Source organism: Collinsella sp. AF33-16, from assembly GCF_003475325.1.
GTDB lineage: Bacteria > Actinomycetota > Coriobacteriia > Coriobacteriales > Coriobacteriaceae > Collinsella.
On the sequence record NZ_QRQC01000034.1, the window covers coordinates 1 to 12,023 of the forward strand.

Sequence of the window (12,023 nt, forward strand, 5' to 3'; positions counted from 1 at the left end):
TTCGCAATATTCAGCGGTGCTCATGCGGGCAAATACTCACTTCTTGGCACAGAGTGTAAGCAACCGTATGAAAGGGGACAGACATGGGCAATCGAAAAGCTATGTTTGCTTCGGTGTTTATCGTGCTTCTGTTGGGAATTTGTCTCGTTCCCGCATTTGCTGAAGACAACGTGGCTACCGGTCAAGATGCAAATGCCTCCATCGCTGCAGACCAGTTGAACGAATCCGAGCTCGTTGCCAACGAAGCTATGTACGTGGACAGCACGTCCGATTCGAATGTTTCGGATTCGACTGATGCTGTGAAACCGGAAAAAGCCCAAGTCTGTCTATGATCTTGCTTCCGGGCACGTTGATGACCTTGCGGATGAGTTGTACACTTTTGGCTCTTCGGTTAACAGCAATTTTGTACTGGATGTTCCTGGTGGTACGGCATCTGCTGGTAGAAAGCTGCAGCTGTACAGTGGAAACAAGACGAATGCTCAGGTCTGGCGTGTGTCTCACGATTAGAAGGCTTTGTTGTCGTTACTTCCGTCAAGGGTTGCGCGCTTGATGCCTCGGCGGTAACGCGAGCAATGGAAATCCCGTTCAGCTTTGGTCCGATAGCGGCACCCTTGCGCAGCGCTGGGTCGCAATTAAAGAAACCAATGGCATCTACACCTTAATTTCGGCGCTCAACCAGTCGTTTGCCATTGACGTGGCAGGTGGAGCTGCCGCAAATGGCTCTGCAGTACAGTTGTATGAGGCAAACGGCACGGCCGCTCAGCGATGGGTGCTAACTCCTGCCAAAACTGAGCAGCAGCAACTCGATAATCGGGCGCATCGGCTCTGGAAAAGCGCTCTCTCTGACTGATGGGGGAGAGCTTGTTCAGATGATATCAAGCAGCGCGGATTCTCAGCGGTGGCGCAGTACATTGTCTGGCGGTAAGATCGCTCTGCAAAACGCGGCTACAGGCCAGTATCTCTGCGCTTCTGGCTCCTCCGCGTCCATAGGAATAGTCGCTTCCCTTGAATTGCCTGGCGTTCTGTTTAATGTAAGGAGTGTCGGGGGTTCCTTCTAAAGGGTTTTATATAATTTAGCTTATGTTGGCGGAGTCAAGGTATATGCTGCTCCCGGTGGATAAGTGGCCATCGGGCGCAATGCTTACTTGGCATATAGGCAATCGCGTTATCCACGTAGAGAGATTCCATCTACAGAAGAATTATGGTTTTTTGATTGGCGTTTTCGCTGAGATTCATAAAGAAATGGGCAATCAGAAATCTAGACTCCTATTGGTCAGTGATGGAAAAGGCCATAAATCTGTACAAGATTACGTAAGAGAGCTCGGATTGTCAGAATCTGTAATATTTTCAGATAAGTCTCTTGAGACAAAAGGATTGTATTAATATAAAAAATATTTACTCTTCGTCGCTTTTCGAGGGCTTTGGTTTGGCATCCCTGGAGGTTAAGGCGTCCGGGCTCTCTTACGTGATAACTGAAAATTCTCTTCAAATGGTGTTGACTACGCCTTATTGTCGAAGCCTTTTCGTTTCTGTGGATTCTAAAGTATGGGTACATATTGCTCTTGGTCTTTTGAAACTTGCCCCAAAATAAGGGAGCTTTGCGCCTAAGAGGTTGTTGATTGTGATTTTGGGATAGATCAATCAGCAACCTTGATTTGAAATATTTTGATTAGTTGTATGAGCAAGGATTACGTTTGTGATTTATCAGCCAAAGTATGAACCGTTATCGATTCGCGCTAACATGGTTTGGAATGCTGCAGGATCTATAGTTAATCTTGGATGTCAGTGGTTAATATCCATTCTTGTTGTACGTCTTTCTACGGGCTTCGATGATGCCGGCCTCTACTCTCTGGCTGTTGCTATATTCGGTGTGTTTTCTCCTATTAGTCAGTATCGTATGTATACGATACAAATTAGTGATATAACCGGAGAAAATACTCTCGGGGAATATCTGTCATTTCGGCTTCTTACTAATGCAATTGCTTTTGTTTTACTCATTGTGTATGCGGTGGTTACCGTATCACCTTATGCGGTTTTGATTACGATTGCATATTCCATTTACAGGTTATTAGCTCTGACGATAGATGTTTTTCATGCTTGTGATCAAAGAAATCACCGAATGGATTTTATTGGAAAGTCTCTAATTCTTCAGGGGCTTCTTTCTGTAATCGGATTTTCAACCTTTTATTATTTCAGCCATAATCTTGTTATTACATTCGTACTCTTGGCATTTTTGATGGCCGTCATCGGTTTAGTATTTGATTATCCGCGCACGACTTCGTTTGAAGGTTTGAAGTTTGGGATCTCGTGGTTAAAGGTGCGCCATCTATTGATTCGTTATTTCCCTATTGTTATCGCCGCGGTTGCAGCAAGTTCCGCAGCTTCTCTGCCGCGCCAAATTTTGGCATCTCATTTTGGGGATTCGTATTTAGGAATCTACGCATCTGCTGCTGCTCCCGTTGCGATAATTCAGATGGGAGCTTCATATATCTACAATCCTTTGTTGTCTTATTTTGCTGAAAGTTATAATGACAAAAACGATCAGATGTTTAGAAACCTTATGTTTCGTTGTGTTGCAGGAATGACGTGCGTTTGTTTCGTTTCACTGCTAGGAGTTACTTGCCTCGGCGAAAAGGTGTTGGTCTTGCTTTACGGAACGCAAATGCATGGCTATGTGTACTTGCTATATCCCTTAATTATTCTCGCGGTCCTTACAGGCTTCATGTGGTTTATGAATGACTTACTCATTTCGATTCGCGTATTTAGAGGTGCATTTTGTGGTAGCGTCATTGCCATTATTGCCTCTGTTATTGCATTCCCGTTAATTTTGGTTTTTGATATGAATGGCGTTACGTTTGTTTGCATTGTATCTTCTTTGGTGAGCATTGCGGGGATGGCTGTTTTTCTTCTCGTGGCTTTGAGAAGTCATTTTGTTTGAGAGAGCTTCTATGCCTTATATATGCATATTTACCCCAACGGTTAATCGTTCAGGTTATTTGAAACGGTAGTGTCGAGAAAGTTTGAGTTATGTATATGGGCAATACGTTTGACTTGCCTATGAGTTTGGATGCTATTTCTAATCGACCGCAGCAGTATGAACAATTACTTGAGGCGGTTTCGTTGAACGTGCACTTGTTCCTTTCGTGGACGATCCGAATCGGTTCTGTTAGTCGATTTCTTAACGGAGAATTGTTATGTTTTTAAGTGTTTTTACCCCGTGCTATAACCGTGCATATACGCTCACACGTTTATTTGAAAGCATAAAAGCGCAAAAGTTCTCAGATTTTGAGTGGATCATTGTCGATGACGGCAGCTCCGACAATACGAAGGAGCTCGTTGAATCTTGGATTGCGGATGATGATCTACCTTTCGAAATACATTATTTTTATCAGGAAAATGCTGGTAAACATGTAGCTTGGAATAACGGACTCAGCCACGCGAATGGTGAGCTGTTTTTACCTGTTGATAGTGATGATTATTTTGTTGACGGTGCGTTTGGCTCCGTTGTAAAAATGTGGAAGGCTTCAAAAGACGACGAAAAGCTAATCGCTTTTTCCGGTGTAAGAGTCTTTCCGGGGAACAAAGAAACTGGCGGCTATTTGTTAACGATGGATGAACCTTATAAGGACTATTCATCCATTACCCGCCTAGCAGAAGGAATCGATGGTGACTTAGCTGAAATATTTTTCACTTCGAGGTTGCGAAAATACCCGTTTCCAGTTTTTGAAGGAGAACGGTTTGTAACCGAAGCTGTTGTCTTTAATAGATTCAGTATGGATGGCTATCTTGTCAGGGGCTTTGCGTATCCAATTTATGTTTGCGAATATTTGAATGATGGTTATACCAAAAACGTTAATCATCATTTGATTAGCAACTGGAAAGGCTACAAACTTTATGTTCGAGAATTGATGGGCAGCAACGCGCCGATATCCTCAAAGTTCATTCCCTTCTGCGGTTTTATTTATCGACTTCTTTTAAAAACCTTTCGTATTGTTAAGTAAGGCAGGCTAAGAAAAATTACTTGCGGGTTGCGATGATAGTTGTGTATGTAGCGTTATCCGCAGCTAATTTTCTACAGCATATTTAATCGCAGGTGGCATCGAGCCTGGCGTAGGGTAACGGCGCGCGGTCGGGGGGCTTTCACACAGTTCCTCATATCTACGTCAAGCTCGAGCCGATGGTGCCCACTTGGTCCTTGGAGAGTCTGGACGCGTCGATTTTCTCGGCGAGTCGCTGCGCCTGCGGGTGCCGGTGGCGTACATCTCGGCCATGGCGGCCACGAGAACGCGGTCGATGCGCTGATAGCGCACGCGCATGTTCTCCGGTATGAAGAACAGTAATAAGCGTGTTTACGCTTATTTAAATCGCTACATGATCTAAATACAAAGAAATAAGAGAGTCTACGGTGCACTTAATATCAAAGCCGGACTCCCTCACATAATTAGCTCCATCGATTCGATCCATGTCTGCACGAATTGGCTCATCGACCATTCTCTCGGCCCACGTTGTCGTACTGTTTAGACCATCCATCTTATAAGCGTAAGGACTGCAAACCGCCATATCGGGCAGAGCGGGTGACAGGATGCAAGGAAGTCCAGAAGCTTGCGCCTCAATAGCAGCTATTCCAAGACCTTCCCACTTTGAAGGAAAAACAAACAGGTCCATGGCCATCAACAAATCAGGAATATCCGAACGCACACCCAGAAATACAACTTTGTCGTGAATATTTAATTCAGCTGCAAGTTGTTCCATGTCATTACGAAGAGGACCCCTGCCGATAAGAAACAAACGCCCATCAAATTCACCGCCGTCGCACTTTGCAAAAGCCTTCAACAAGAATTCGTGATTTTTTTCATCTGAAAAACGCCCAATATGGCAAATAGCTTTCTGTTCAGGAGCTATGCCAAGATTACGCCTCATGGAAGATCTTGTTTTAGATGAAAACTTGTAGTGTTTAACATCGATTCCGTTATTTAATACAGAGAAACGATCGCTCGTAACAACCGCCCTGCCAAAGCGATCCACACCCGCCTCGCGAGAGCAAGCTAAATAGTAGTCAGCAATATAACGTGTGGGGTATGAGAATAAGCGAAAACCGATTTCAGGAAGCGAAAGGCTTGGGTTTGTATTATGGCTATGAGCGATACAGAATAATCCATATTTCTTCGCTTCTTTAATTACGAAGCAAGCAGATGAGCCAATATGCACATGCACCGCACAGTAGTTATGATGCGTGCGGAAAAAATCGCGGCACTGTTTTATATACGAAACGGTGTTAATCCCATTTAGGCGATCGATAGAAAAAATAGACCCACCCAAAGCACGAATTTCAGGATCAAAATCACACTCTCTAGCTTCGTGGACAAGAAAATCAAATTGCAGAATGGATCTGTCGATATTTCGATACACATTCATAATCAACGTTTCGGCACCGCCTCTATCCATGGCGCCTATCACATGAAGAACCCTGCAAGGACAATCGCAATTAACAGGATCCATGCTTTTAACGATCAAGAGATTTCCCTCCGAATGATTGTTTTGCACTGATTATACTAATATTCGGGGTAACTAACCGAACAATCAGTTTATGGAGCTGTTTCATTATATGGGCGACAATTCCTACATTTGCATCTTCTCGGCACTCTTTGAACCGCATGTCGGTGGAGTTGAAGCTTACACAAAAGGTCTAGCAACTGCGCTCACAAAGAAGGGGAATAAAGTCATCGTAGTTACGATGAATACCGAATCTGCTCCGTCAGAGGATGCAATTGATTCTATTAAGGTTCTAAGACTCCCTTGCTATAACTTGCTTAAAGGCAGATATCCAATTCCAAAAAAGAACGCTGATTACCGCAAAGCATGGAAAATGCTCAAGTCCCTTAATATCGAGAGCGTTATTATTAACACCCGATTTTATCCTCTAAGTATTGAGGCTGCTCGATTTGCATCAAATGCAGGGGTTCGACCCATTGTCATCGAACATGGTTCAGCATATTTAACTCTCGGAAACCATGTTGTGGACCCGTTTATTCATCGAGTAGAAATTATACTTATCAATCAGATTAAAAAATACAATCCCTGCTTTTATGGCGTTTCAAAAAAAGCGAGCGAGTGGCTTTCTCAGTTTGGTATCACAGCCGAAGGAGAAATACATAACGCGATAGATTATGTCCAATTTTGCAGCGAATCAAGTAACCGTAATTTTAGAGAAGAACTTGGAATCCGTAGTGATTCGGTTTTAATTTCATTTGCAGGACGGCTCGTTCCGGAAAAGGGCATTGTTGAGCTCATTGAGGCTGCCAGGGTACTTGAAAAAACCCCGGAGGGTTGCGAAGGCAAGCTTATTATTGCAATCGCAGGCGATGGTCCGCTTTTTTTGAAAGCAGATAAAACTAAACCCGATAATATGATTTTGCTTGGGGGGCTATCCCGTAAAGATTTAGCAGCTTTAATGTTGCAATCTGATGCATGTTGCCTCCCTTCGCGGTCTGAAGGCTTTTCCACAGTCTTGCTAGAAGCTGCAGCATGTGGTATCCCCCCTATTGCGACGGACGTTGGCGGAATGCGAGAGATTGCACCCAATAACCAGTTTGGAATCCTAATTAGCTCAATGCGGCCCCTGGATATTGCTAATGGCATTCAAGCAGCTTGTCGTTCGGAAATTGGACTAAAACAAATGGGCAAGAATGTCAAAAGGCGGGTTGAAAATAATTTCAGCTGGAGTGAGACCGCTAAAGAAGCAATGTCTGCTATGGAACACGCTAATAAAGGGCGTGAGTGAGTATTTACACGTTTGAGTGCTGCTGAATACCACAAAACAGCACTCCCGACATTGCGCTTGCGCACCGGACGAGATTGCGGTACGCGTGTAGCGCTCTAACCGGCGCCATTCTCCTCGTACGGATATATAATAATATAGTTATCGTATGACTCATCCGCTCATAAGATATATTGAGTGGTTGTTCAGGTTCTACTGATTTGTCTCGAGAGAATGGGTTTCGATTGTCATTAAGATCGAATGTGCTCATTGCGATTCCTGCATATAACGAAGAGGAATGCATTGAAGGCACAGTAAAAGAACTCCGTTCGGTTGCTCCAGGGTTTGACTTCATTATCATCAATGATGGTTCTTACGATCGTACGGGTGAAATATGTAAATCGCTAGACTGCAAGGTTATTGACATGCCAATTAACTGTGGCCTTACAGTTGGTTTTCAGACCGCGGCTCGATATGCCGTTGATCATGGATATGACTATATGATCCAATTTGATGCAGATGGGCAACATCGTCCGGAGTATTTGGCTGCTCTTGTTGAGAAAGCGGTAAATACTGGTTCCGACATCGTTATCGGTTCTAGGTTTCTGACTGTCCGCAAAGATAAATCGATGCGCATGGTTGGTTCACGCATGATTACCGTATTGATTAAGATGCTGACCGGTCATCGCATTAGTGATCCCACATCTGGCTTCAGGCTGTTTAGTCGCCCTGTGCTTGAAAGATACTATTACGACAACACTTTAAATCCCGAGCCAGAATCGATTGCTTTGTTTTTAAAACAAGGATACTCAGTATCCGAAGTCCAGGTATCAATGCGCGAGCGTCAGGGTGGAGAGAGCTATTTAAACCCGGTCAAATCAATGCAGTATATGCTTAGGGTTTTCGCTACGCTGCTGATAGTTCAATGGTTTAGGTGATTATTATGTCATTTACACTGCGCATTTTACTTATTGTATTTGCCGTTATTGTTTTCTATTTCGTTATCCGGAAGCTGAAAAAGGCGCAAATGCAGGTTTTGGACTCCTTATTTTGGCTTTTGTTCAGCACAAGCTTTGTTTTACTCGGCATTTTTCCTGAGATTGCCGTACACATTGCTGGCCTTTTAGGGTTTATGTCTGCCTCGAATTTTGTTTTCCTATATGTGATAGCCGTTCTGGTGGTTCGCGATTTTACTATTTCTTTGAGACTTGCTAAGCAGGAAGAGCGATTGAATTCTCTGGTGCAGGCTGCTGCTTTAAATTGGAACAGTAACGACTTTAGGTCATCCAATGACGATTAATTGTGATATTTAATTGCTTGAGCAGCTATACCACAGCATGGACCGCGTTGCACACAATTCAGCCCTACTCGCTACGTTGCGGAACATCTGAGTGATGAAGTATAGGTAGGCTGCGCAGCGGGGCGTGGGGATAGTATTTAAGGGCAGTACCGAAAGGGTCTTGGACTCGGTAATTGTGTCTGCTTTTGATATTTTGCATTGTGCTTCAAATAGTATGTTGTGGTTGCCTCGCCTTGTCTTGAACATTAATGACAATGTGAAATAATTGATAAATTTAGCGCAATCAAACGGCGCTTTTATGTTCATAAGCTTGAAAGGTTAACTGTAAATGTGGTTTGAATATGCGGTGAGCATCAGCGCCTGCCTTGCTTTTTTGTATTTGCCGGGTATCATTGCGTTTTTGCCCCTCAGGCTGAATCTGATTACTCTTATGGCGGTTTCTCCTCTTTTGGGTGCTGCTTGCTACGGAGTGCTTCCTATTGCGTATGGGCTGTATGGCATCCCCTGTACGACCGTTTCGCTTCTTGGACCTGCGCTGGGCGTGGCAATTTTGCTCAGTTTTGCCAGCTTAATAGCGACTAGGCATCGACCCGATAAAAGGCAAGATATAGAAATAGGGGATGTCGCTATTGTATTTTCCACGCTTGCGGTAAGCGTTCTATTGGTTGTCGTCTTTTTTACCAAGAACCTCGATACTGCCGGTTCGATTTTTCAGGCATTTGATAATGGACATCATCTTAATAAGATTGCTACATTTATTGCTACTGGCAATTATTCGTCAATCGGCTTCACTGAATACACCGCGTCTCTTGGGTCTGTACCCTCTCCTTATTTGGGAACAGAGGCGTTCTATCCCTCGGCTTGGCATGGCCTTGTCGCTATGTGCTGTTCTGCCGTGGGAGCAAATGTCGCTGTCGGTATTAATGCCGTTAACACCGCTTTAATTGCCGTTGTGTTCCCGCTGGGGATGACGTATTTCATTTCCTGCATTTTCAAATCTCGTCGTTTAACGCTTGTGGCGTCAGTGCTCGTTTTGGCAGTCAGTTCTTCTGTGTGGGATTTCGTTTCGTTTGGACCGTTATATCCAATGCTGTATGCCTATGCACTCGTTCCCTCTTGTATGGGCCTATTTGTCGTATGCTTTGATTGTGATGACATTTTCAGACTCATGGGCAAAATTGGCGCCATTGTATTAGCGGGGATTGCAATTGGGCTTGCACAACCCTCAGGCATTTTTTTCATGGTGATTGCTCTTGCTCCCTATCTGGTAAGTCGAATCTACTTTATAGCTAAGGATAAAGTTGACGATCGCGTTGCCCTCTTTATTGCCAGCGGAGCCGCCGCCGTTGTCTTTTTACTTTGGTTTGTCTGCTTTCGTTTGCCTGCGTTTCAGTCTATAGTTTCGTTTGACTGGCCAAAAACCGAGTCGCTGTTTCAGGCGGCTATAGATATAGCTTTCCTTTCGACCACGGATCATACGATTCAACTTGGCGTGGCATTGCTTGTTGCGGTTGGTCTAAAAGAGCTTTGGAATTCCAAGGTAAAAAGGTGGCTGGTATTTTCCTACGGTCTGGTGTGCTTTGGGTATTTTCTTTCGGTCTCTACTGAGGGTTTCCTGAAACACCTGTTCGGTGGTTTTTGGTACACTGATCCGCATAGACTTGGTGTAAATCTTGCCATCTTGGCAACCGTTATAGCTTGTTTTGGTATCAAATGTATATATCAGAAGCTTGTCCCGTTTATTGTTAAACATTGGTCGACTAAGGTCGCCAAGCGTTATGCTTTAGCCATTTTGTGTGCGTATGTTGCTTTAATTTATCTTCCCAGTTTCGAGCTAAAAGGACTGCTCACCTTTAATACAAGTTTTGGTAACTATGCAAATATCGTAAGTCAAGAAAACTGCATCGACAATTCTCATGTTCTTACGAATGAAGAGCTTGCATTTTCCCGTAAGGCACTGTCTAAAATACCTGCTTCCGCTGCTGTGATTAATGAGCCAAACGACGGTAGTGCATTTTTGGCTTCGCTTACAGGAATGAATGTGTACTATCGCAGGTTCAACCTTCCTTCTTCTGATTCTGAAACAAAAGAGAGCCAGCTCATTAGGAACCATCTTTCCGAAATCAGTTACAACTGTGATGTTCGTAGCGCCTGCGATAAACTTGGTCTTAAGTACGTTTTGATTCTGGATTTAAATGAGCAAGATAATCCACATCATTTCTGGTCGTATTTTCCCGATCAATGGGAAGGTATAGAGACCATTGATGATGAAACGCCCGGATTTAAGACAGTGTTGTCTGAGGGCAGCATGCGATTATATGAGATTGAGTAGATTCTTTATGTTTCGCGTATACTAGCCAATTGAATTTTATCAACCTCTCGCTTCTTTGTTTGTCAATCATGAAAGGCCAATTTTGAGTTCTCTTACTCCCTTAATTTCGGTGTTGGTTCCCATTTGCAATGTCGAGAAATATCTCGATAAGTGTCTTATTTCTCTGCAGAAACAGACTCTCAAGGATATTGAAATTATCTGCATTAATGATGGCTCTACGGATTCTTCGCTAGACATCATTAATAAATTCGCTTCTGAAGACCCCCGTTTCGTTGTTATCGATAAGCCAAATTCTGGCTACGGTGACTCTATGAATCGCGGTTTGGAGATTGCAAAGGGCAAGTACATCTCCATCCTCGAGTCCGATGATTTTCTTGATGCTGATGCCCTTGAATATATGCTGACCGAAGCCGAATCTCGTCAGCTAGAGGTCTTTAAATGTAATTTCTGGCTTTATTGGTCCAAGCCCGACGTTTCCCGTGGGTATCGTACGGATCTCCTATTCAAGCTTGCTACTCCTGAGATGATTGCCTTGGGTGCACATCGTCCGTTGGATTATCCTGATATTTTTTGGGCTAAAGCTTCTATTTGGTCCGCGTTGTATCTCAAGTCATTCCTTGATGAAAATGAAATTCGTTTTAATCCCACCCCTGGCGCTTCTTATCAGGATTTAGGTTTTACCTTCAAAGTTTTTTCGTGCGCGCATCGCGTTGCCTATTCAGGACGTGCGTTTCTACACTATCGCCAAGATAATGAAAAGTCTTCTGTTAATTCTCCGGGTAAGGTTTATTGCGTTTGCGACGAGCATGATGAGATCTCTCGGTTTATTGATGAGAAGCGTCCCGATTTAAAGGCGACGCTTGGGCCCGTACGAGCACACACAAAGTTCCTCAATTACCGCTGGAATTATGATCGTCTTGGCGATGAGCTTAAGCCTGAGTTCCTTGAGCGTTTTTCAACTGAAATGCGTCAGGAAATCGAATCGGGTTATATTGATCGACGTTATTTTGATCGATCCATTTATTGTGATCCCGCCGGCGAGGGCTTTCTATACTTTGAACCGTGGGAGATTGACGAGATTGATTGGATTGCCAACGATCCCACTTACTACGCTGCACATCGTGCCTGCGAGCATAGTTCGGGCAAACTGGAGACACTCAAGACATATTGGAATGCTGGTGGCTTAAGCTATGTCTATCGTGCGCTCCGCGGAAAGCACTAACTGCGTTCCTTTGCCTACTTCTATAATTAATAAAGCTATTAAAGGTTCCATGATGGTGCTATCATCATGGAACCTTTAAATATCAATTGTTTGAAATAAAAGTCGCGCAGGATCGAAGCTTTTTCTGGATTGGCTTAATGATGAGTGGGTCCACGACCGACGCTACCACTAATGCCAATCCGTAGGCCACGGCTGTTGCTAAAATCCAAGTCGCTAGCCTAAGAGGCCATGCGATTGCCGCATACCCACCGTTTAATGCTCCAGCATAGATAACATTAGTTGCGAATTCTATCGTTGCGTATTGTAGGAGATAGATTGAATAGGACCTTTTTGCGACCCATTCGATTGTCTTCGAAAGCGATTGTGATTGAAGTGAGTAATCGCCCTCTTTGACACCGGCGATATTGAGCCC

At 43.9% G+C, this 12,023-nt stretch carries 10 protein-coding genes and 2 pseudogenes; 10 read left to right on the top strand and 2 right to left on the bottom strand.

Features of this window, described 5'->3' with window-relative positions; genetic code table 11:
• The first annotated feature begins 83 nt into the window (after positions 1 to 83).
• The 5 genes and pseudogenes from DWZ52_RS09445 (at position 84) to DWZ52_RS09465 (ending at position 4,001) form a co-directional block, all read left to right on the top strand.
• Positions 84 to 332 carry a hypothetical protein gene (locus DWZ52_RS09445; protein ID WP_117640010.1) on the top strand — a complete coding sequence of 83 codons (249 nt, stop codon included), beginning with the start codon at positions 84 to 86 and terminating at the stop codon, positions 330 to 332.
• Between the two features lie 37 nt (positions 333 to 369).
• On the top strand, positions 370 to 507 hold the full coding sequence (locus DWZ52_RS10345) for an RICIN domain-containing protein (RefSeq protein ID WP_370446000.1): 138 nt from the start codon (positions 370 to 372) through the stop codon (positions 505 to 507).
• A 61-nt stretch (positions 508 to 568) separates the two neighbouring features.
• Positions 569 to 850, top strand: a pseudogene (locus tag DWZ52_RS10350) (RICIN domain-containing protein); the annotation flags it as partial.
• 846 nt (positions 851 to 1,696) lie between these two features.
• On the top strand, positions 1,697 to 2,938 hold the full coding sequence (locus DWZ52_RS09460; RefSeq protein ID WP_147325174.1) for a lipopolysaccharide biosynthesis protein: 1,242 nt from the start codon (positions 1,697 to 1,699) through the stop codon (positions 2,936 to 2,938).
• A 256-nt stretch (positions 2,939 to 3,194) separates the two neighbouring features.
• On the top strand, positions 3,195 to 4,001 hold the full coding sequence (locus DWZ52_RS09465) for a glycosyltransferase family A protein (protein WP_118385420.1): 807 nt from the start codon (positions 3,195 to 3,197) through the stop codon (positions 3,999 to 4,001).
• Between the two features lie 358 nt (positions 4,002 to 4,359).
• Here DWZ52_RS09465 and DWZ52_RS09470 read toward each other — a convergent pair whose 3' ends face one another.
• A complete protein-coding gene (locus DWZ52_RS09470) occupies positions 4,360 to 5,445 on the bottom strand; it encodes a glycosyltransferase (RefSeq protein WP_158572446.1) in 1,086 nt (361 codons plus the stop codon).
• A 160-nt stretch (positions 5,446 to 5,605) separates the two neighbouring features.
• On the opposite strand from DWZ52_RS09470, the gene DWZ52_RS09475 reads away from it, so the two are divergent.
• The 5 genes from DWZ52_RS09475 (at position 5,606) to DWZ52_RS09495 (ending at position 11,611) form a co-directional block, all read left to right on the top strand.
• Positions 5,606 to 6,781, top strand: coding sequence for a glycosyltransferase family 4 protein (locus DWZ52_RS09475; RefSeq protein ID WP_158549294.1), 1,176 nt, complete (start codon positions 5,606 to 5,608; stop codon positions 6,779 to 6,781).
• Between the two features lie 239 nt (positions 6,782 to 7,020).
• Complete coding sequence (locus tag DWZ52_RS09480) at positions 7,021 to 7,695, top strand: glycosyltransferase family 2 protein (RefSeq protein WP_199411532.1); 675 nt, start codon at positions 7,021 to 7,023, stop codon at positions 7,693 to 7,695.
• A 5-nt stretch (positions 7,696 to 7,700) separates the two neighbouring features.
• Positions 7,701 to 8,057, top strand: a complete 357-nt coding sequence (locus DWZ52_RS09485) for a DUF2304 domain-containing protein (RefSeq protein WP_117640018.1) — start codon at positions 7,701 to 7,703, stop codon at positions 8,055 to 8,057.
• A 328-nt stretch (positions 8,058 to 8,385) separates the two neighbouring features.
• A complete protein-coding gene (locus DWZ52_RS09490; protein WP_118385421.1) occupies positions 8,386 to 10,389 on the top strand; it encodes a DUF6541 family protein in 2,004 nt (667 codons plus the stop codon).
• Positions 10,390 to 10,471: 82 nt separating this feature from the next.
• Positions 10,472 to 11,611 (top strand): glycosyltransferase, encoded by a 1,140-nt coding sequence (locus DWZ52_RS09495; RefSeq protein WP_158549292.1) that lies wholly within the window; start codon positions 10,472 to 10,474, stop codon positions 11,609 to 11,611.
• A gap of 82 nt (positions 11,612 to 11,693) precedes the next feature.
• Here DWZ52_RS09495 and DWZ52_RS10190 read toward each other — a convergent pair.
• A pseudogene (locus DWZ52_RS10190) lies at positions 11,694 to 12,023 on the bottom strand (hypothetical protein); the annotation flags it as partial.